This is a genomic window from Streptomyces sp. NPDC046727, assembly GCF_040645635.1.
GTDB lineage: Bacteria > Actinomycetota > Actinomycetes > Streptomycetales > Streptomycetaceae > Streptomyces.
In genome coordinates, this window is sequence record NZ_JBEYYR010000013.1 from 1 (window position 1) to 20,299 (window position 20,299).

The window sequence follows — 20,299 nt, forward strand, 5'->3', positions numbered from 1 at the left end:
CGTGAGCGCGTCTCGCAACGTGGGGGTCTCCCTCTATCTCCTTCAGTCCGGCCCTCCACATTCTTTGCCGGGGGTGGGGGGGGCACCTCCGGGCCGCTCCCGCCGCGACGAGGGTCAGCCGGTGATCGTGACGGTGAAGCCGTTGTCCAGGCCGTGCTAGCGCAGGCGCCCGACCATCATTGCCGGATCGTCACTCCCTTCGCTCACTGGGACCTCCTGCATCGGGTCCGCCGCGCTAACCGTCGCAGACCCACTCGAATCTCTACGCAGAACAGAATGAGGTCAACGCTGAGGCGAGTACTCGAACTGCTGACCTGGCTCGATGACCAGGGAACAAGCCTTGATCAGCTCACTCAGCTCGACCTCGACCGGTGGCTCGACGAAGGCAGCATCACGCGAGGGGACGTCAGACCCTTCATCACCTGGGCCGAGCGCCGCGGCCTCGCCTCAGATCTGAACGTGCCGCCCCCACGCATCGCCGCACCCAAGACGTTCATCAAAGAGGAAGAGCGGGTTCAGCAACTGCGCCGCTGCCTCGCGGCAGAGGATCTCCCCGGCATCGTCCGTACCGTTGGGGAGCTGGTACTGCTCTTCGGTTTTCCCTACACGCGGCTCCTCGGCCTCACGACGTAATCGTCAGCGGCGACGCCGTGGAACTCAGCATCGATGGACACAGCCTGCGTTTGCCGCCCAGAGTCGATCAACTGCTGTTTGAGCAGCGGAAAGTAAGTGCGGAGCGCTGGACTTTCAACCGGACAGCCAGCACCACACCGTGGCTCTTCCCTGGCCAGGAACCCGCGCGACCCATCCGGTCCGAATACCTCGGCCTACTGCTCCGGCGTCACGGCTTCGAAGGCCTCGCCAGCCGCAACAGCGCCCGTCTTGCCCTGGCCTCCGACCTGCCGGCATCCGTCCTCGCCGACCTCACCGGCACGAGCATCAGCAACGCCACACGGTGGACCGCATATGCGAAGCGGGACTGGTTCGACTACATCGCGTGCCGAAAGGAGACCTAAAGGAAGCTGTCAGGCCAGGTAACTCAGCATTCTGCAGGCCCGCGGATGGTCCGCACCGACAGAACCGGATCGACAGGTGGTATCAGCTCTCTGCTTGCGACTTCCACAAGATGTATCGGAGGATCGCCGTCCCTCAGAGCGGTCACGTACTCGATGACCTGGGCATGCGTCAGCGCCGGGAGTCTCTGGCGCAAGGTGTGCATGGCATGGATCCGTCCGCGAGCAGCCGCTACTGCCCGAAGCTCCTCATGTAGATCATCGACGGCGGTTCGTACGGCCTGGCCTCGTATGCGGACTCGGTAATCAACCACCCAGGCCTCAGTTACTGCGGAGACGACTCCGATCTGGTGAAGGCTGCCGTCGAGGCGATCAACCAAGTACGGCCCGTTCCCGGCGAGCATGAAATCGGGATTCCTGGTCCGCAGGTACTCCTCGGACGTCCAGGAGAGCACCCAGGCCAGCTCGTGCTGTTCTACATGCGCCACAGCCATGCGCATCGGCTTCAGACCCGCCGCCAGTTCACGCTGATAGTCGCGTTCCAGCTCTTCTTCAACGATCCGAACTGCAGCGTCTCGCTCAATCACGCGTGCAGCATCCCCTACGGGCTGCAACAGCGACCAACAGATTTCTCGGTCGTCACGGTGCCGGCCGCTGCCCATACCGGAATACCGCGCCCACGGAACAAGTGCACTCCGCCAATACCGCTGCGCACCCAGGGCTGCTGCGACCCGTGCGCCCGGGGCTACGAGCCCAGCCCCGACACCTACTTGCCGTCCACGGCCCCGGCCGTCCACCGGCTGGCCGCCTACCGGTAGTTCGTTAAATCCGGCGGTGGTGTGGGTTGACGTCAGGTCGGTCGGTCGTAGGCCGGTGGGAGGAGTCAACTTCCTTGCTGGGGGCTGAAGATGGCCGTTCGCCGTCCGTGTCCGCCTGCGCCGGGGCCGTTGGAGGAGTACGCGGCCCGGTTCGACGACCTATTCTTCAGTCTCGCCCAGCGGCGGGGCTTTCGCGAGTATCTGACCGGGCTGCTGGCGCCACGGGAGCGAAACAAGACGATCACCTGTCTGGCCGGGGCGGAGCCGGTAGAAGGCGCAGGGATGCCAGCGGTGCAGCGGCTGCAGTTCTTCCTGTCCGAGTCGCCCTGGGAGGTCGAGCAGGTCAACGACCGGCGGCTTGAACTGCTGCGCGAGCAGCCGGCGACGGCTCCGCACGACGGTGGGGTCATCGTGATCGACGACTCCGGGGACCGCAAGGACGGCATAGCCACCGCGCACGTGGGCAAGCAGTGGCTGGGCCGGTTGGGCAAAACCGACAACGGCATCGTCACGGTGACCACCGTGTGGACCGACGGCCGCGTGTACTACCCGCTGCACGCGATTCCCTACACCCCTGCCCACCACTTCGCCCGCGGCCGCTCGGATCCGGCTTTCCGCACCAAGCCGCAGCTGGCTGCTGCCCTCGCGGTCCGCGGGAAGGAGGCGGGCTTCCGCTGCCGAGCGGTGGTCGCCGACTGCGCCTGCTCCGTCAGCGACGACTGGTACCTCGCGCTGCGCGAAGCCGGCCTGCCCTACGTAGTAGCCCTCAAGCCGCGCAACGGTGTCTGGGCCCCGGCCCACCAGCCGCACACCCCCATCGAAGCCGCACACGCCCTGACCTGGAAGGATGCCAAGCGTCCCGGCGACTGGACGGCTGTGGAGCGTCACTTCCGCGACGGGCACACCGAGACCTGGTGGGCCGCCGATGCCCGCGTGGGCGGCTACGGACCCGACTCGCCCTGCCGGCTGGTCGTGGCCACCACCGACCCGGCCGGCCTGCCGGAGAGGTCACCTGGTACCTGGCCACCAACCTGCCCCACCCCGACGCCCCCCACGCCACCACCAGGGCGCACCCGCCGGCCGACCTCGCCGAGATCGTCCGCCTCTACGGACTGCGGCCGTGGATCGAGCAGAACTACAAACAGATCAAGGACGAACTCGGCTGGGCCGACTTCCAAGTCCGCTCTGCCCGCGCCATCCGCCGCCACCAGACCCTGGTCAACTGCGCCTTCTCCTTCTGCTGGGGCCAGTGGTTCGCCCCACCCGGGCCCCTGGACGCCACCGCGCCGGACCCGTGCCCCAACGAGGGGCCAGAGAGGGGGACCGGCCCCGTCCCACCAGCCCCAACGGCCTTGCTGACCCAGGGCCTTACGGGCCATCCGCTCCTGGCTCACCCCCGCCGTCACCCTCACCCGATGGAGGCGAGCCTGGACGGACAGGGACCCGCCCTCCGAGCTCCAGGCCCTGATCGACGCGGTCACCACAGGACACGGCATTGACCTCTACCGCCGGATTTAACGAACCACCGGTTGGGGTACTTGTCGATCAGAGGCTTGCTCGCTCTTCGGTCAGGTTCGCAGTCGGTGAGGACTACTTCGTGCGCAGCATGAGGGCGTAGCGGGTGTCGTCCCCGTACACGCCGGTCTCGTCGCCCCGGATGCCGAACCGTTGCTGGAATCTGGCCACAGCCTGCCGGACCTCCGCGTCGAAGCGGCCGTCGATCGCACCGCCGTCGTAGAGCTGCGGGATCTGGAGCAGACGCACCTGCAACTCGTACACCCCGTGCCCGCTGTCACCCTCACGCAGTACGCCGGTGCCCGGGATCTCGGGGAGCGGCGCGATATCGCTGGGCAGCGGACTTTCGGGTTCCTCCACGGAGGCAGGCGGCGGCGGCTCGGAGTGCCCGTGCGTGAGCAGCGACGAGGCGAGGAGCAGTCCGCTCACGGCACCCAGCCCGAAGAATCCGGCGACCCGCACGTGCCGCCGGTCGGTGAACCGCCGATGTCCTGGGCTTCCTTGCGTCAACGGCATCCGCACCGTGTCCGGGCGCGGTGGGGCCTGATGGGGTGGGGCACCGGGAGGCGCGGTGGGGGGTGCGAGATGTTCCGGCTCTGCCGTCCAGGAGGCCTCCGGGGGCGGGCCGGGTGCGTGGCGCACGCCGGCCCGTACAGATCCGACGACAGGGCGGTCTGTCGACGGCTCGGAGCGCGTCGGTTCGAGACGCGTCGGTTCAAGGCGCGTCGGTTCAAGGCGCGTCGGTTCAAGGCGCGTCGGTTCAAGGCGCGTCGGTTCAAGGCGCGTCGGTTCAAGGCGCGTTGGGGCTGTGTCGCTCGTGGTGGGCTGCTCCCCCACCCTCTGTTGCCCGCCGTGTGACCACAGCGGCTGCACCACGGGGTCCTGCGGAAGCCGGCGCACATGGCCGGCTCGCGGCGGATCGACGACGGTCGGCGGGACGCCTTGCGGAGGGGCGGGTACCAGGCCTGGGGGCCCAGGTGGACGCCTCACCCGCTGTGTCAGCGGATGCACGGCCGGGGGCGGAGGAGCCGGCGGAGACGAGGGGACCTTGACAGGAACTGCTCGGCTGCCGTTCGCGGTCGCTCCGCCGTGGTGATCGAAGGATCGCGGGGGGCTCGCCGTTCGCAGGCTCCGGCCCTCCGCGTGGAGCTCGGCGCGTGCGGCGTCAAGGGCGTCCAGGATCGCCTGGAAGGAGTCCTGGATCTCCTGCGCGGTGTCACGCTCCCGAGCGAAGTCCAGTTGTGATCGGGTGCCATCGCGTTCCATCGGCGTTCCTCCTCGATCCACGTCCGTGGGCGCCCATGTCCTTGTGGATCGATACGCAGTTCGTCCGAAGCTGTCTCAACGCGCCATCAGCAGACAGCAGATGGGGACCACAGGAAGGCCGGCACCGGCCGGCCGGTCGCAGGGAAGAGGATGTCGTCGAAGCAAGCCACGAACAGGACGGTGCCCCTGATCCGGCGGCCGGAGCGCCGGGTCCGCACCTGTCGTTTCGGAGGACTACGGGCAGAAGGCCACCCCACGGTCAGAGCCGGCCGTCCGCGCCGGTCCGCGGCGGGCGCGGCGACCCGGGCGTTGTTCGCCGGTGCGGTCGGTGGCGCGCCTGTCGCACCGGCTCCGCTCCTAATACTGCAACGGTGCTTGCGGTGACTGGTGGCCAGGTCAGGGGCTGTGTCCGCGTCGTTTGTAGTGGCTGGTGCGGGCCTGGTGTTGGCGCCTTCGGCGCCAGGTCGACCAGTGCAGGATGTGCTCGACGGGTGTGGGTCGGCGGTCGGTGAGGCGGGTGATCAGCCGTCGTATCTCGGCGAGGCTGAGGTGGACGAGCTGAGAGGATCCGTTTCTGCTTTGCCCGTGTCCAGCTCGCGGGCTCGCAGGACGGTCAGGCAGGCGTGAGCGGCCATGGCGAGAGTCATGTGGCGGTGCCAGCCCGGGTAGCGGCGGACCTGGTAGTCGTCCAGGCCGCATTTCTGCTTCGCGCTCTGGAAACACTCCTCGATCGCCCAACGGCTGCCCGCGATGCGGATCGGCTCATCAAGCGTGGTCTCGGCGGGGCAGTAGGCGATGTAGTAAGAGATCTCCTGCGGGCGGGTGACGCTGCGGCGGGCGAGCACCCCGTGTCGGCGGTCCTCGCGGTGCCAGGGCCGCACCTCGACCCGTGCCCAGTCGTAGATCCGCAGGCCGTGAGCCCCGCTGCCCGCAGGAACGGCGCTTCCACTTCTGCCGCGGCATGCCGGGAAACAGGTCGTGCACGGGATGGTCGATGGCCCAGCGGGTGACCACGGTGTCGTGCCGGGTGGTGGCCATGACGTGGAAGACGTCCGCCCGCTCCAGCTCCGAGCGCCAGCCTTTGGAGAAGCCGTAGGCCGCATCCGCGGTCACCCACCGAAACGGGATCCTGTCCGCGATGGAGCGACGGACCATCGCCTTGGCCATGGCCACCTTCGTCTCGAAGCCGACCTCGTCGCCGATGCCGGCCCGACGGCACCGCTTACGGTCGTCGGTCCAGGACGTAGGCAGATACAGACGCCGGTCGATCAGTGTCCGCCCACGGCCGGTCGCATAGGCGAGGAAGACGCCGACCTGGCAGTTCTCCGTCCGCCCGGCAGTGCCGGAGTACTGCCGCTGCACCCCGGCAGACCGCGTCCCCTTCTTCAGAAAGCCGGTGTCGTCCACGGCCAGGACGGCATCCCGGTCGGCGAGGTTGTCGATCACGTACTGGCGCACGTCATCGAGCACCTCATCGGCGTCCCACTCGATCCGGTTCAGCATCCGCTGGATACGGTCCGGACCCGCATGGCCGGCCTCCTCCGCCAGCGTCCAGCCGTTCTTCCGCTGCAACGGCGCGATCAGCCCCCGCATATAGGCAAGCGCCGACTCACGCGGCTCCGACCTGCTGAAACGGTGCACGAACCGCTCATGCACCGCATCCAGTTCACGCGCCCACAACCTGGCATCAGCAAGGTCCCCACCCATGACCACACCACGACCGACCTGGCCATCAGTCACGGCAAGCACCGTTGCAGTATTAGGCCGCTCATCTGGATGTTCGCCGAACACTGAGCCGGCTCTCGTCTGATCATGTTCAACCAAGGCTGCACGTGACCACGACGAAGCGCGTGAAGGTGAGTCCACTGCCTGATCATGTTCCAGGGGAAACAGTCGCGAAAGCGTCACGCTTCGGGGAGGACTTGTTCGACTGTCTGACCGCTCGCGGGGGCGGACTGTTCGGCCTCGCGGATGCGTTGCTGTGTGCGGACAGGCCGGTGAGGGCGTCGGTGGGCCCGACGTTGGTGGCCGAGCACCGGCGCGGGCACGGCGCGATGTACGACGCCGTGAACAACGGGAACGTCGACGTGCCCCGGCTGCGGCAGGTGCAGGCTGGCATGCCCATGCCCACGCCACCGCCGACAGCCGCCTGGTACTCGCAGTCAGCAACTGACTCCGCCCCGACGCTCCCACCAGCACCGACCGCCTGTTGCGCCACGTCTACGACCGCAGCGGACGGTCCCCGGACCAGCCCATACCCGGTTGGCCGTACTTGTTCATCACCGCCCTGGAATCGGGCCGGACGTCCTGGTGCCAGCTCCTGGACGCCGTCAGCCTCGGCCCGGACAGCGACGTCACCGAGGTCACCGCACCCAGGTCCGCCAGGTTGGTCGTCGATCTGATCGAGATGGGCCGGTGGTGGCACTCTGGTGATCGGGACATCCCGGTCGTGTTCGATGCCGGCTACGACGTCCCGCGCATGACCCACCTACTGGCCGGCTACCGGTGGAGGTTCCCCAGGTCACCGACCGGTACGGCATCGCCCGCGCGATGGTCTGAGGCCGCATCCACCCAAGGCTGACCACCCGCTCCGCGTGGACCGACCGCGTCGGCGAACTCCCGGTCATGCATTTTGATCCACCTTCAGGGCGCCGCCGGATCGCGTTCGCGCCGACCAGGGGGGCCAGCGGCTTGTCCTTCAGTTCCAACGAGCGACTGCTGGGCTATCAGCAGGCACTCACCGAGGCGGGCATCCCGCTCGACGACGAACTGGTGGTCACGATGGCCGCCGACGACAAGCGCGGCCTCGTCGCCGGAGTCGGGCAGTTGCTGAGCCTGCGCCGGCCGCCCACCGCCCTGTTCGCCGAGCACGACGAGCTGGCCATGGCCGTCATCCACACCCTGCGCCAGGCCCGGATCGAGGTGCCGGACCGGATGTCCGTCATCGGCTTCGACGACCACCAGGTGGCCGAGTGGTTCGATCTGTCCACGGTGGCCCAGTCCCCGCTGACACGGACCTGCGGTCCCGAGTCGTCGATGGCGTCGACCCTGGTGGAGGTCAGCACATCGATGCCCAGCCTGCGGTACTGGCGGGCAAGCTCGGCTGAGACCTCGGCGTCCTCCAGGGGGGTCATGCGGTCCAGGAACTCGACGATCGTGACCTTCACACCATAGTTGTGCAGTACGTACGCGAACTCGACGCCGATCGCACCTGCGCCCGCGATCACGATCGACCGCGGTAGCTCCTCGGCGAGAATCTGCTCCTCGAACGCCACCACCCGGGAGGTGCGGCGGGTACCGGGGAGCAGCTTCGGGGCGGCACCGGTGGCGATGATGCAGTGATCGAAGCCGATGGTGTGGGTCGAGCCGTCGTAACCTGCCACCTCCAGCGTGTGCGGATCGAGGAAGGTACCGCGGCCGTCCCACTCCGTGATCTTGTTCTTCTTCATCAGGCAGTGGACGCCCTTGATCCGACCGTCGGTCACGTTCCGGCTGCGGCGGAATGCCTCGCCGTAGTCGAAGGAGACCTGCCCGTCGACCTTGATTTCGAAGGTCTTCGCCTCGCGGGTGAAGATGTGCGCCAGCTCGGCGTTGCGCAGCAGCGCCTTGCTCGGATGCAGCCCACGTTCAGGCACGCACCACCCCAGTACTTCTCCTCGACCACGGCAACGCGCTTGCCCAACTGCGCGGCGCGGGCTGCGGCGACATAGCCGCCGGGTCCCGCTCCGAGGACCACGACGTCGAAGCGCTTGTCCAGCTCGGGCATAGGCTTTCCCATCTCATGGGTACGATCTCGGGAACCATACGGGATAAACTGCCCTCAACTGGATCATCCACGCCTCGACCCGGCCGCCAGCTGGACGGCATCCGCTGGGGTGAGGAGTACGACGGCCGGTTTCTGTGGGTCTTCGAGATATCCGGCTCGGTGCCCGCCACGCACAACGGCGGCTACGAGAGGTTGTACAGCAGCGCTCCGTGCGCAAACTCAAAGTCTGATCACCTTGGTGGCCGCGCCGACCGCTACGAACCCGTCCAAATACATCAGCTCCGACGGCAGGTCGATGTGGCTCCAGTCCAACGTCTGCCCATGCGGAGGCCGTTGCCCGCGACGATCGAGCCTCCCCCACTTCGGCACCGGAACGACGAACGCGCCGATGTTTCGTCGACGGCGGCTGGTTCGGCGCCGCGCCGAGGATCCAGGTGCGGCGCGACGGAGTCTGGACCGATGCCGGTCAGGAACAGATGTGGGGCAGAGGACCACGACCTGCGGGATGTGCCCCAACGGCCTATCGTCAAGCGTAGGGGAACGACGGGGCAGGACCCCGAGCCGGGTTTTCGTTCCGTCTTCATCTAGCGGCATTGAGGCCCCGTCGGGGCGACGGGGTCCGCTCAGTGTCCGGGCTAGGAGGCGTCATGAGCATACGGATCCTGACGTGGACCAGGTTGACGGATGGACGGCCCCAGCTCTGGGCCGTGACCGGCCAGGGCAAGCTGATCAGCAACTGGCAGCTCAATGTGGCGAGCACGGATCCGGAATGGGCGGGATGGTCACCGTTTCCCGGCCCGCCTGGAGCGACGATGCGGACGATGACGGGGGTGAGCCTGCAGGACGGACGACCGCAGTTGTTCGCAGTGACGACCGAACTCGGGGTGTTCGTGACCCGCAAGGTGAACACCAACCCCGATACGGCATGGAGCGCCTGGGAGAAGTTCGACGTGCCGTGAGCCACACCTCGCGTGCTTACCACAGCGCGCCGAAGAACGGGCGGACAGGCGCTGCGAAGGAGCAGCAGGCAGGCGACCGTGCGGCCACCCACGTCCATCTGCGGCGCAGCTTCGGCAATCAGTACCTCGGCGCATTGCACGACTGCCGCTGCCAGGCAGCCCCGCGTCCGGCCTGCGACACCCCGGAACCACTGGAGCCTGGCCTCCGGTCGGACCTCGAGGGCCGGTTCGGCACGGATCTCGCAAGCATACGGCTGCACGCAGGGCCTCGGGCCGACGCCGACGCGAGACGGCTGGGCGCCGACGCCTTCACCACCGGCCAGGACATATTCTTCCGTTCGGGCCGGTTCGCTCCGGCGACCAGGGAAGGACTGCGTCTCCTGGCGCACGAGGTGACGCACACCATCCAGCAGAGGCAGCGGGGCCGCGCCAGGGGCCCCGCCCGGTACAGCACGGTGAGCGATCCTGCGGATCCGGCCGAGCTCGAGGCCCACCTGGTCGCCGACCGACTGGTGCGGGGCGTTCCCGTGCCGCCCATCGGGCGGGGCGGGCGAGCCGGGCCGACGGCGGCTGTCCTGCTGAGCCCGGCGTCCGACACCATCAGCCGGCACACGAGCTGGTACGGCGATCTCGACGAGCGTGCTCTCGGTCGGGAACTGCTGAACCGGGCCCGGGCCGGCGACTTCGCGTTCGTGCAGGACACCCTTGACGCCTTGGGGTCGACCGACCGCGACGACGTGGCCTACGAGTTCTGTGCCGCCGCAAGTGACCCAGACATCGTGCGCATGACCACCAGTGCCGCCGGCCGCGCCGTCATCGACCGTCTCTTCGACGAGCTCACGGAGGGCAGCAAGGACGCGGACGAGCAACGGCAGGCCGACCGGCTCCTGAGGGTCAAGGCGGCCCGCATCAGGCCCGAGGACTTCCTCACCGGAGTGCGAGCAGCGAAGGTCTTCCCCTTCCGAGCGCCCGGATTCACTGTGCTCGACGACGCTCCGATCAGCGCCCAGCGGAGGCCGGGCGGTCGTATCCGGGTCCACATGCCCAACCGTGTCCTCGGCACGGCGATGTTCCGGGCCGAGACCAGAACACTGCCCGTCGACACGTTCATCGGTGGCATCGAACTACCCGAGAACGAAATCGTCGGGGTTCGGCTGTACGACCTCGGCGGGGTGCTCGTATACCGACCCGCCCTCATCCTCGTGGAGCTGTCCAACGAGACGACCACGACCGTGCTGACCAAGCTCGCGGAGGCTGTCGGTATCGGCCTCACCCTCGGTGCGGGTTCACTCGTCGGCCTCGGTGTCGAGGCGACCATGGCGGCTCGGGTCCTGCTGTGGGCCGACCGGGCCGCGTTCGTCCTGGGCACCCTGACGTCGGTGATCAAGGAGCATCGCGGCGAAATCCTCGCCCGCTTCGGGGACACGGGCCGTGAGTTCCTTCAGTACGTCGACTACGTGCACAGCGCGACGGCCATTTACGGCTTCGCGCGTGTCGCACTGTCGTTGGGGCAGTTGGTCAACGGCCTGCGGACCGCGTACAACAACCTGCGCACGGCCGCGGGCAGGGAGGGTGCCACAGGCGGGCTGGCGGGCGACCTCACCGCCAACACGGAGGAGCTGCTGCGCAAGGCGGAGGACATCCAGGGCGCCAAGGCATCCGCGGCTCCGCGAGGCTCGCGACCAGGCGGCACTGAACCGCCCACCCCTCGGCTTCCTGCGGCTGTCGAAGAGTCGCCGCTCGCGAAGGTGCGGGCGGCAGAGGAATTTTATCCGGGACACAAGGGAGCGGTGGGCACGCTTGAGGCCCCCGGCAGGCAGCCCATGCGGATCAAGAGTGGTGTGGACGGGGGGCCCTGGGGCGGTACGCATCGCGGCGGAATTCCGCGAGGCAGAGGCGAAGCATTCACCTCCGGCGGCCCCAGCCAGGGAAACATCGCGACCCACGTGGAGGGACACGCCGCCGCGATCATGCACCAGCAGGGGCTGACCGAGGCAACGCTGACGATGGGTATCGACCAGTGCACCATCTGCGGAAACAACCTCCCGAGCGCGCTTCCGCCGGGCGCCGTGCTGAGAGTCGATCACGTTGCCCCGTCCGGGCAGGTGTACTCCACGGTCTACCGGAGCAGCCACGGGCGCTGACTGCCCGTTCAGCACCCGCGGTTGCTGCTGAAGACGACCAGCCCTACGCGCGCTCCGACGGGACAGGTCTACCGATGTCCTGCTGCCACTGTTCCCTCGGCACAGGATCGATCTTGGCATGAGCCTGAGGTCGACGATCTGGCTCGCGCCACCAGTTCCCAGGCCGGCGGAAACCCGGCGGTCGCTGTGCTGCGGAACACGACTGGCTGTCCGCAATCCATGGGGCATCAAGTATTTCGAGCTCGTCGAAATCTTCGCCAAGGACTTCACCGGCCAGGCCATCACGGTCACTACTCGCTGTAGACCACGGGGGATGAGCGCGAAGTGCATCCTCAGCAAACCTCATGTCCGTGCCCGAGGTACTACAGGAAATCGAACAACTGGACGGCATCGCAGTGTGCGTCCGCGGCATGGGCGTCGTCCCTGCCCAAGGCGCCTACCTCGTCCATCTGGCTGAGCTCGTGAAGGGGGGCGATCGCGCACGTCTGGCAGTCGACGGCCGGCTGGCTCTTGAGGAGCCGAATCTGGTCGACCGCCTGTATGCGGGGGTGCCGGCTTGCGGGGGCGGTCCCTTCAGCTACCGCGACGAGGCCATCGTCGTCGGGCGGCTCGTCCGGCGCCCGAACGGGGGACTCTCGCTCACCGAGATCGTCGGCTTGACCGTGGTGCGCCAAGGGCGGCGGTACGAGATCCGCTTCGACAGCTGACGGCCCTTGACGCATCGGTGACACGGCGGTGACGCCGCCGCGGAAAGGTCTCGGAGTCGGCCGGCCGGGCGGCGGCCGACGGGTTCCGCGAGAGGAGATGACCCATGCCGACGCTGTCGTATCCGGGCGTCTACGTCGAGGAGACGTCCGGCGGTGTGAGACCCCTGACGGCCGCGAGCACCTCCACCGCTGCATTCGTCGGGCTGGCACAGATGGGGCCGAGGGAGGCCACCCGGGTCACCAACTGGACCGAGTTCCAGCGGCTCTACGGCACATTCATTCCCGATGGCTTCCTCGCCCACAGTGTGTTCCAGTACTTCAACAACGGCGGACGGCAGTGCTATGTCGTACGCGTCACCCGTGAGGAAGCCAGGACCGCGAGCGTCACCCTCCAGAACAGGGCCGAGTCACCCACATCCGGGGTGGTCTTCTCGGCCATGAGCGAGGGTGCGTGGGGCAACAGCCTGGTCCTGCAGATCGAGGACGGCACCGAGGACCCGGGCAACACGTTCAAGGTGAGCGTCCGGCGACAGACTGATCCCCGCGTCGTGCCGCCCGACCTGAACGCCACCCCTGCCGTAGAGGCGTTCGACAACCTCAGTATGGACCCCGAGTCCCCCAGGTTCGTGACAAAGGTCCTCAAGGCGGAGTCCCACCTGATCAGGGCCACCGTTCCCGACGAGAACCGCGCTGTGCAACGGGGGCTGCTCCGGGGCGGGGTGGCACCTGCTCTGCCCCTGGAGACACCGCTCACCTTTCGGATCAACCTCGACGGCGACGGACTCCAGGACGTCACGCTGCCTGCCGAGGCCGGTCCCATCGCCACCCCGGAGGCGGCGGCAACCGCCATCGAGCATGCCGTGCGGGCACTGACCAAGCTCAAGGAGTCCACCAACGAAGCGGCGTTCACCGGATTCACCTGCCAAGTGGAGGGGGACGATGCGGAGAAGCGGCTGGTGCTACGCTCGGGCACCGACTCCGCCACCTCGTCGGTGCGCGTGCAGTCCGCAGGACTCGACACCGCGGCCGACAAGCTCAAGCTGAGCCCCGCGGCGGGCGGCCGCCCCGAGGACGGTATCGCCCTCAGACGTCCGGCGCGGGCCGAGGTGGTTCAGGTCGGAGACGCTGCGGTGGACAAGCCCGTCGTGGCGGTGACCGCGGGTGTCGACGGAACCTCGCAGTTGAAGGAGACGGCCTACGCCGACGCTTTCACGCGGCTGGACAACATCACCGACTTCAGCCTCCTGGCGGTACCGGGTATCGGCACCACGGCGATGATGAATCTCGGTATGGCCTACTGCGCGAACAGGCCGCTGCAAGACGTCTTCTACGTCGGAGAGACGGGGAAGGGCGACATCACCGCGGAGCAGGCAGACACCTTCCGGAAAGGGCTCACCGCCCCGAACTCCTACGGTGCCCTCTACTTCCCGTGGGTGAAGGCGCTCGATCCGACCGGCAAGGCGCAGGACGCGATCCTGCTACCACCCTCCGGCTACATCTCGGGGCTCTACGCGCGCATCGATTCGACGCGCGGAGTGTGGAAGGCGCCCGCCGGCACCGAGGCAAGCCTCAACGGCGTCGTCGGTCTGGCGACGGAACTCAGCGACGTGGAACACGGCAACCTCAACCTGCAGGGAGTGGACGTCATCCGCCGCTTCCCCCAGGCAGGCGTGGTCGCCTTCGGCGCGCGCGCCATCAGCTCGGATCCGCAGTGGCGGTACGTGCCCGTCCGCCGGACGGCGATCATGCTGCGGGTCAGCATCTACTACGGCATCCAGTGGGCGGTGTTCGAGCCCAACGACGAGCCACTGTGGTCGCAACTGCGCCTCAGCATCGGCTCGTTCATGATGACTCTCTACCGTCAGGGCGCCTTCCAGGGGTCTTCCGCCGGACAGGCGTTCTTCGTCAAGTGCGACGGGGAGACGACGACTCAGGCGGACATCGACGCAGGGGTCGTCAATGTCCTGGTGGGCTTTGCACCTCTGCGACCCGCGGAGTTCGTTGTCGTGAAGATCAGTCAGAGGGCGGGTATGGCGTCCGGCTGACACGGCGCCCGACGTGAGGAGATCGGCCAGTGGCCAAGTTCACCGTCAACAGTAGCCGGTTCGACCCGTACCTCGGGTACAGGTTCAAGGTCAAGTGGGACAACCAGTACGTGGCCGGGCTCAGCAAGTGCAGCGCGCTCAAGAGGACGACAGAGGTCACCCCCTGGTACGAGGGCGGTGACGCCAGTGGGCCGCATCAGATTCCGGGGAAGACGAAGTACGACCCCATCACGCTGGAGGCCGGCGTCACCCATGACACCGTCTTCGAGGAGTGGGCCAACAAGGTCAACAACTTCCAGGGCGATGCCGCCATGTCGCTCGCCACCTTCCGCAAGGACATCACCATCGAGGTGTACAACCACCAGGGCCAGAAGGTGCTGGCGTACAACGTGTTCCGGTGCTGGGTCTCGGAGTACCAGGCGCTGCCGCAGCTGGACGCGTCGGCGAACGCGGTGATGATCACCACGATCAAGCTCGAGAACGAGGGCTGGGTCCGCGACACGTCGGTGGCCGAGCCCAAGGAAACCTGAGGAGCCACCTGATGCACGGCGTGCTTCCGGGCGGGTACTGGGACGACGAAGGCCGGCTGCACCGGCAGTTCGAGCTGACGGCCATGACAGGGCGCGAGGAAGAGCTGCTGGTCCGGAGGGACACCGACAGCGCATCGCTTGTCACGGAGGTCCTCAGCCGCTGCTTGCGCAGACTGGGCTCGATCGCCCCCGTCACCCCCGAGGTGGTGCGCGGACTGCTCGTCGCCGACCGTCAGTTCCTGCTCCTCCAACTGCGCAGGGTCGCCTTCGGAGATCTGGTGCGGGGAAGCCTTCTCTGCCCCTGGCCGGACTGCGGCCGACGCGTATCACTGGAATTCTCGCTCGCCGATGTACCCGTCGAGGAAGCGGCGGATCACGCACCCGTGCACTCCATGACCTTGTCGGCGGAAGCACGGGACGACGGTGAAGCGGCCTGCGCCGAGGTGCACTTCCGGCTGCCCGACGGCTCGGACCAAGAGGATCTGTCCGGGCTGCTCGCCGACAACGAAGCCGAGGCGCTGACCCTGCTCCTTTCCCGCTGCATCCTGCGCATCGGCCCCTATGAGCCGCCCGGTGACCAGCGGGTCGCGGCTCTGTCTCCGCGGGCCAGGGCCGAGATCGAGGAGCGTATGGAGCGGCTGGCACCAAGGGTCGAGCAGACCATGGAAACCGAGTGCGCGGAGTGCACCCGTACCTTCCTCGTGCCCTTCGACGTCCAGCGGTTCTTCTTCGGTGACCTGCGCGCCGGTGCGGCGCTGCTCTACCGGGAGGTACACCACCTCGCGTTCCACTACCACTGGAGCGAGCGCGAGATCATGGACATGGCGCGGGACAAACGGCGCACCTACATCGACGTGCTCGATGACGTGCTCCTGGAGGTGCAGAACTGTGGCACCTGACACCTACCTCTCCATGCTGTTGGCCGATGGCGCCCGACCGTTCCAGTACCGCAGCCGTGTGCGAGTACTTCTGGGCGTGCCCGCCGACGAGGGGCCCCCGCTCGTGGCCTGCCGGCTGCCGGCCGCCGCCTTCACCGGCGCACCGCAGCACCACCAACCGTACGCGCCGGACTTGACTCGGCAGAAACAAGGCAAGCCGGTGGAGTCCCACGAACCGTGCGCCCCGGGCCGGGCCTGGCAGGAACGCGGCAGAACAGTGCAGCCCCGCGTGGAACCGCACTCCGCCGCCGCTGAACGGCGTGGACGGGTGCGAACCGGGACGTCGGTCGCCCCCACTCGCGCAGGCGAGCCGCTCATCCCCGAAATCGCGGAAGCCGATCCCGAGGCCGGGAACGACGACCGTCCGGTCGACGCCCCTTCCGCCGGTGATGAGGTAGCAGCAAACTCTCCCGTCCTCCGGGCCGTTGACCACTTCACCGTCCCGGGAAGGACCAGTCGGCCCCATGCCGACACCCCTTGGCAGACACTGGACCACTTCGGTGGGCCGGCCCCTTCGGTTCACGAGCCCACGACGGCGCCCGACGGGAGCCCACCGATGCGGGGCATGGATCACGGCTCTCGGCCCAGGTCGGCACCACGGGGCCACGGTCAAGAGGATGCGGAACCATGGCAGGCGGCGGGGGACGACTCTCCGCCGGCCCACGGGCCCGTGCCCGAGATGACGCGGCAGGCGCCCGTGCCGCCCGCCGGCACGCGGCGTGGGGGCGGCTCGGGACGGCTCGTCCCGTTCGATGAGCGAGCCACCATGGTTCCGAACCTCATCCTGGGTGCCGGGCCACGCGAGGCGACCGACCGGACCGTGGCGGCGGTGCCTACGACCGCGACGCGCCCTTCCCCCACGGCGCTCGACGGGCCGGACTCCGGAACGGTCTTTCCAGCACAACCGTATGTCCGGGGCGCCTACGCCCTCGCGCCTGCGGGTGAGCGGGAGGAGGCGGCTGCCTTTGTGGAGGCGGCTGCCTTTGGCGACGAGGACCTGACGAGCCGTCGCCGCCTGCGCCGTGCCGCATCGGCCATCGTTGCGGACACGTCCGGTACCCAGACGGCTGCCGCAGCGAGGGTACAGAGCCCGGCTCCAGGCACGAGCTGGTTCACTCTTGCGGCCGAGGAGTGTGCCGTCATCGGGGATCCGCCCTTCACGACCACTGCCGGAGATCCGTTCCCGACCACTGCCCATGATCCGTGCCAGCCGGACGATCCGGTGGTCGCGGCCGTCAGGCACCGGGCCGTCGCCGCTCCGCATCTGGCGCGCACGGCGGCCTTCTGGGAGCGCCGCCACATCAGCCGGTTCCGCATCGGAATCCTCCGATGAGCGCCTCGACCGCGATCGGCATGGTCAGCGCTTCCCTGCGCAACCTTCTCCTCCGCGAGATGCGGCTCGACCCGCCCGTCGATGTGACGATCCTGGCTCCGGACGAGCAAGGCAGCGGCCGTCGCGTCAATCTGTTCCTCTACAAGGTCGCGGAAAACCCGTTCCTCAAGAACCAGGACTGGACGCTCAAGGCCGGACCGCCGGGCCGGCTGGCCGACGCACCTCTGTCGCTGAACCTTTTCTACCTCCTGACGCCGTACGCCCCCAACGACGACCTCGTCGGCAACTCTGCGGCGCACCAGATCCTGGGCGAGGCGATGCGCGTGTTCCACGAGAACGCCGTGGTGCCGCGCACCCATCTGGACGCCGGACTCACCGATGCCCGAGAGCGCCTCCAGATCGCGGCAAGCTCACTGGAGGCCGAGGACCTGAACCGCATGTGGACCACGTTCTCCCGGCCGTTTCGCCTGTCGGTTCCCTACCAGGTGTCCACCGTGCAGCTCGATCGTCTGCCGGAGAGCGAGCGCCCGATGCCCAAGCGCGTGCGGCGGATCGGCGTTCCCGGAATCGACGCTCCGTTCCAGCCGCCCGCTGTCACCGGCATGTCCCCGGCCGCTGGGCCGGCGGGCACGGTCGTCACCTTCTCCGGATCACACCTGGCGGACCACCGGGCCGAGGTGCGGTTCGGTGACCGGACGCTGGCCGAGGGCCAGGCATCGAGCGGCGACGCGTTCTCGGTGTCGCTCCCGAACGACCTGACGTCCGGCCTGTACGAGGTCCGAGTGGACGTCTCGCGGCTCTTCCGCCGAACCTTCCTGTTCGAGGTCACGCCATGACGTTGCAGCAGGGCTCGCCCGAGGCCGTCGCCCTGCCGCGGCCCTACCAGGACGACCACGAGCACCTCGCCGACGAGCTGCACCGCCTCGATCTGCTCATCCGGCTGCGCCTTGCCACGATGGACCTGCGCAATGCGATGGTGCCCGAGGGCCAGACCGCGCGGGCGATCTGCATCAGTGACGAAGAAGTCCACTGGCTGCTGGCGTCCGGGGCTGACGACGAGATCGGGACCACCGGGAACGGCGACAAGGCTCTCGAAGACCTGCGCGACGCCCTTCGGCGGGCCGGCGCCCAGATCGAGAGACGGTCCGGACTCAGCGCCGCCGAGGGAACCGTACTGCGACTGCCGGCCCTGGGCCGGCGCTTCGGCCTGACGCAGCCGGAGCTCGGCGCCATGGTCATCGCGCTCGCTCCGGAACTCAGGCGCAAATACGATCGCTTGTACGCATACCTTCAGGACGACATCACCCGCAGGCGGCCCAGTGTCGACCTGATGCTCGAATTGCTGTATCCGGCGGAACGGCAGCGGTGGGCCGCGCGGGGCCTCTTCACCCGGACTGCGCCGCTGCTCCGGTACGACATCCTTCGTACGGTCGACGATCCGCAGAGCCCGTCCGGTTCAACAGGGCTGTCGCAGTTCATGGCCCTGGACCCACGGATCTGTCAGTTCCTCCTGGGGCTGGACGACATGGACGCCCGGCTGGTGGGATCCGCTCGGCTGGACCGTCCTGCGGAGCCTGGAGAAGCGCAGGAAGCGGACCAGGGCCCGCTCTGCGCGAATGCGCTGCGGCTGGCGGAACGCCACTTGGCCGAGTCCGGGCCGGAACGTTGTCCACTCGTCTTGCGCCTCTTCGGTCCCGATGGTGCAGGAAAGCGCGAGGTGGCGCGGTCGACGAGCCATCAGCTCGGCATGCCGTTGCTCGACGTGGACCTGCGGGGGCTCACCGGCCGGAGCCAGGAGGAGACCGAGTCCCTCGTTCGGGCGGCCCTCAGGGAGGCAGCGCTCCAGTCCGCGGCGGTTCTGCTCGCCGGATCCGATCTCCTCGAGCAGGCCGACGCCGCGTCACTGCGCCTCGCGCTGTCGTCCGCCATCACCGACTTCGGGGGCCTGCTCTTCCTGACGACGGAGTCGGACCCAGTGGGCCTCACCTCCTTCGAGGGCCACCCCTCCCTGCCCGTATCCGTGCCCCTGCCGGACGTGGCGCAGAGCACCGCCCGATGGCGGCGGGCGCTGCGGGGGCATACCGACGACCCGCAAACCTGGGCGGAGGAGCTGGGGTGCCGGTTCCGCCTCTCCAGCGGCCGTATGCGGGCTGCGCTCGAACATGCGGAGAATCGGCGCCGTATGGAGCCCGGGACACGGCCGCTGAGTCTGTCCGACGTGTCCACCGCCTGCCGCGAACAGTCCCGCCGACGGCTCAGTGACCTGGCCGTCAGGGTGCAGCCGTACGCCCGCTGGGGAGACCTGGTACTCCCCGAGGACCGTGTCGCCCGCCTCAAGGAGATCTGTTGCCAGGCCAGACACCGGCACCGTGTCTACGACAACTGGGGCTTCGGCGCACGCCTCAGCCACGGCAAAGGCATCGGCGTGCTGTTCAGCGGGCCGCCGGGCACGGGCAAGACGATGGCGGCCGAGGTACTCGCGCACGAACTCGACACCGACCTGTACAAGGTGGATTTGTCAAGGATCGTGAGCAAGTACGTCGGCGAGACGGAGAAGAACTTGGCACGGATCTTCTCAGAGGCGCAGGCAGCCGACGCGATCCTGTTCTTCGATGAGGCCGACGCGCTGTACGGCAAGCGTACAGAGGTGTCCGACGCCCATGACCGCTACGCCAACATCGAGACCAGCTACCTGCTCCAGAGGGTGGAGGAGCACGACGGCATCGTCGTACTGGCCACCAATCTGCGCCGCAACATGGACGATGCCTTCACACGGCGCCTCCGCTACATCGTCGAGTTCCCGTTCCCTGAGGCGGAGAGCCGACAGCGCATCTGGCAGGCCCTGTTCCCGCCCGCAGTGCCCCTCGCCCCGGACATCGACTTCGCACAGCTCGCCAAGGAACTTCCGGTGGCCGGCGGCAGCATCAAGAACATTGTCCTGAACGCTGCATGCCTTGCCTCGGCGGACGGCGGCGCGATCAGCCGTCACCACGTCCTGCAAGCGGCCAAGGGCGAGTTCGAAAAGATCGGCAAGCTCTGGACCGGCCCGGGCCTACCCGCCGGGGCCGCGGTCGACCGCCAAGGAGGCGACCGGTGCTGACCACTCGTAGCAACCGCGCACACGGCCTCGCCATGGCCCCCGCTGTTCGGAACCGGACGGCTCGCCCGGCCATGACCCATCCGCCGGCCCTCCTGCGGCGCAGCATGGGGAACACGTATCTCCAGCGCACGGCCGATTGCCGCGATACGGACCGGAAGCAGGAGG

Annotated in this window: 14 protein-coding genes and 3 pseudogenes; 13 read left to right on the plus strand and 4 right to left on the minus strand. The window is 68.1% G+C overall.

Features of this window, described 5'->3' with window-relative positions:
* The first annotated feature begins 276 nt into the window (after positions 1-276).
* Together ABZ937_RS18035 and ABZ937_RS18040 are read left to right on the plus strand one after the other, a co-directional pair.
* The gene (locus ABZ937_RS18035) at positions 277-633 is read left to right on the plus strand and encodes a hypothetical protein (RefSeq protein ID WP_361692888.1); all 357 of its coding nucleotides are present in this window, start codon (positions 277-279) and stop codon (positions 631-633) included.
* 17 nt (positions 634-650) lie between these two features.
* Positions 651-1,016: a hypothetical protein gene (locus ABZ937_RS18040; protein ID WP_361692890.1), complete on the plus strand. Its 366-nt coding sequence runs from the start codon at positions 651-653 to the stop codon at positions 1,014-1,016.
* Between the two features lie 23 nt (positions 1,017-1,039).
* Here the strand turns inward: ABZ937_RS18040 and ABZ937_RS18045 are convergent, their stop codons facing one another.
* On the minus strand, positions 1,040-1,600 hold the full coding sequence (locus ABZ937_RS18045) for a YrhB domain-containing protein (RefSeq protein WP_361692892.1): 561 nt from the start codon (positions 1,598-1,600) through the stop codon (positions 1,040-1,042).
* 321 nt (positions 1,601-1,921) lie between these two features.
* Here ABZ937_RS18045 and ABZ937_RS18050 point away from each other — a divergent pair, with 321 nt between their 5' ends.
* Complete coding sequence (locus ABZ937_RS18050; protein ID WP_361692894.1) at positions 1,922-3,190, plus strand: transposase; 1,269 nt, start codon at positions 1,922-1,924, stop codon at positions 3,188-3,190.
* Positions 3,191-3,421: 231 nt separating this feature from the next.
* Here the strand turns inward: ABZ937_RS18050 and ABZ937_RS18055 are convergent, their stop codons facing one another.
* Entirely contained in the window at positions 3,422-3,808 is a 387-nt protein-coding gene (locus tag ABZ937_RS18055; RefSeq protein ID WP_361692896.1) for a peptidoglycan-binding domain-containing protein, read from the minus strand.
* 1,325 nt (positions 3,809-5,133) lie between these two features.
* Positions 5,134-6,319, minus strand: a pseudogene (locus ABZ937_RS18060) (IS701 family transposase).
* A 149-nt stretch (positions 6,320-6,468) separates the two neighbouring features.
* Between ABZ937_RS18060 and ABZ937_RS18065 the strand changes: the two are divergent.
* A pseudogene (locus tag ABZ937_RS18065) lies at positions 6,469-7,193 on the plus strand (transposase).
* A 44-nt stretch (positions 7,194-7,237) separates the two neighbouring features.
* A complete protein-coding gene (locus ABZ937_RS18070) occupies positions 7,238-7,786 on the plus strand; it encodes a substrate-binding domain-containing protein (RefSeq protein WP_361693210.1) in 549 nt (182 codons plus the stop codon).
* Here the strand turns inward: ABZ937_RS18070 and ABZ937_RS18075 are convergent.
* Positions 7,681-8,390: pseudogene (locus ABZ937_RS18075) on the minus strand (FAD-dependent oxidoreductase); the annotation flags it as partial. The gene ABZ937_RS18070 and the pseudogene ABZ937_RS18075 sit on opposite strands and share 106 nt — an antisense overlap.
* A gap of 757 nt (positions 8,391-9,147) precedes the next feature.
* On the opposite strand from ABZ937_RS18075, the gene ABZ937_RS18080 reads away from it, so the two are divergent.
* From ABZ937_RS18080 to ABZ937_RS18115, 8 genes are all read left to right on the plus strand, one after another.
* Positions 9,148-11,481, plus strand: coding sequence for a DUF4157 domain-containing protein (locus ABZ937_RS18080; protein ID WP_361692898.1), 2,334 nt, complete (start codon positions 9,148-9,150; stop codon positions 11,479-11,481).
* A 344-nt stretch (positions 11,482-11,825) separates the two neighbouring features.
* On the plus strand, positions 11,826-12,188 hold the full coding sequence (locus ABZ937_RS18085; protein WP_361692900.1) for a hypothetical protein: 363 nt from the start codon (positions 11,826-11,828) through the stop codon (positions 12,186-12,188).
* Between the two features lie 437 nt (positions 12,189-12,625).
* Positions 12,626-14,233: a phage tail sheath C-terminal domain-containing protein gene (locus ABZ937_RS18090; RefSeq protein ID WP_361692902.1), complete on the plus strand. Its 1,608-nt coding sequence runs from the start codon at positions 12,626-12,628 to the stop codon at positions 14,231-14,233.
* A 29-nt stretch (positions 14,234-14,262) separates the two neighbouring features.
* A complete protein-coding gene (locus ABZ937_RS18095; protein ID WP_361692904.1) occupies positions 14,263-14,763 on the plus strand; it encodes a phage tail protein in 501 nt (166 codons plus the stop codon).
* Between the two features lie 11 nt (positions 14,764-14,774).
* Complete coding sequence (locus ABZ937_RS18100) at positions 14,775-15,662, plus strand: hypothetical protein (protein ID WP_361692906.1); 888 nt, start codon at positions 14,775-14,777, stop codon at positions 15,660-15,662.
* A gap of 709 nt (positions 15,663-16,371) precedes the next feature.
* On the plus strand, positions 16,372-17,034 hold the full coding sequence (locus ABZ937_RS18105; protein WP_361692908.1) for a hypothetical protein: 663 nt from the start codon (positions 16,372-16,374) through the stop codon (positions 17,032-17,034).
* Positions 17,031-17,870, plus strand: a complete 840-nt coding sequence (locus ABZ937_RS18110) for a Pvc16 family protein (protein ID WP_361692910.1) — start codon at positions 17,031-17,033, stop codon at positions 17,868-17,870. The genes ABZ937_RS18105 and ABZ937_RS18110 overlap by 4 nt, the downstream gene beginning before the upstream one ends.
* Complete coding sequence (locus ABZ937_RS18115; protein WP_361692912.1) at positions 17,867-20,134, plus strand: AAA family ATPase; 2,268 nt, start codon at positions 17,867-17,869, stop codon at positions 20,132-20,134. The genes ABZ937_RS18110 and ABZ937_RS18115 overlap by 4 nt, the downstream gene beginning before the upstream one ends.
* The last annotated feature ends 165 nt before the right edge of the window (positions 20,135-20,299 follow it).

Bases quoted from the DNA above. Each gene is read 5' to 3' on its own strand.
- ABZ937_RS18110 (WP_361692910.1), top strand. From the start codon at position 17,031: ATGAGCGCCTCGACCGCGATCGGCATGGTCAGCGCTTCCCTGCGCAAC.
- ABZ937_RS18100 (WP_361692906.1), top strand. From the start codon at position 14,775: ATGCACGGCGTGCTTCCGGGCGGGTACTGGGACGACGAAGGCCGGCTG.
- ABZ937_RS18115 (WP_361692912.1), top strand. From the start codon at position 17,867: ATGACGTTGCAGCAGGGCTCGCCCGAGGCCGTCGCCCTGCCGCGGCCC.
- ABZ937_RS18050 (WP_361692894.1), top strand. From the start codon at position 1,922: ATGGCCGTTCGCCGTCCGTGTCCGCCTGCGCCGGGGCCGTTGGAGGAG.
- ABZ937_RS18090 (WP_361692902.1), top strand. From the start codon at position 12,626: ATGAGCGAGGGTGCGTGGGGCAACAGCCTGGTCCTGCAGATCGAGGAC.
- ABZ937_RS18070 (WP_361693210.1), top strand. From the start codon at position 7,238: ATGCATTTTGATCCACCTTCAGGGCGCCGCCGGATCGCGTTCGCGCCG.
- ABZ937_RS18085 (WP_361692900.1), top strand. From the start codon at position 11,826: ATGTCCGTGCCCGAGGTACTACAGGAAATCGAACAACTGGACGGCATC.
- ABZ937_RS18035 (WP_361692888.1), top strand. From the start codon at position 277: ATGAGGTCAACGCTGAGGCGAGTACTCGAACTGCTGACCTGGCTCGAT.
- ABZ937_RS18080 (WP_361692898.1), top strand. From the start codon at position 9,148: ATGGGCGGGATGGTCACCGTTTCCCGGCCCGCCTGGAGCGACGATGCG.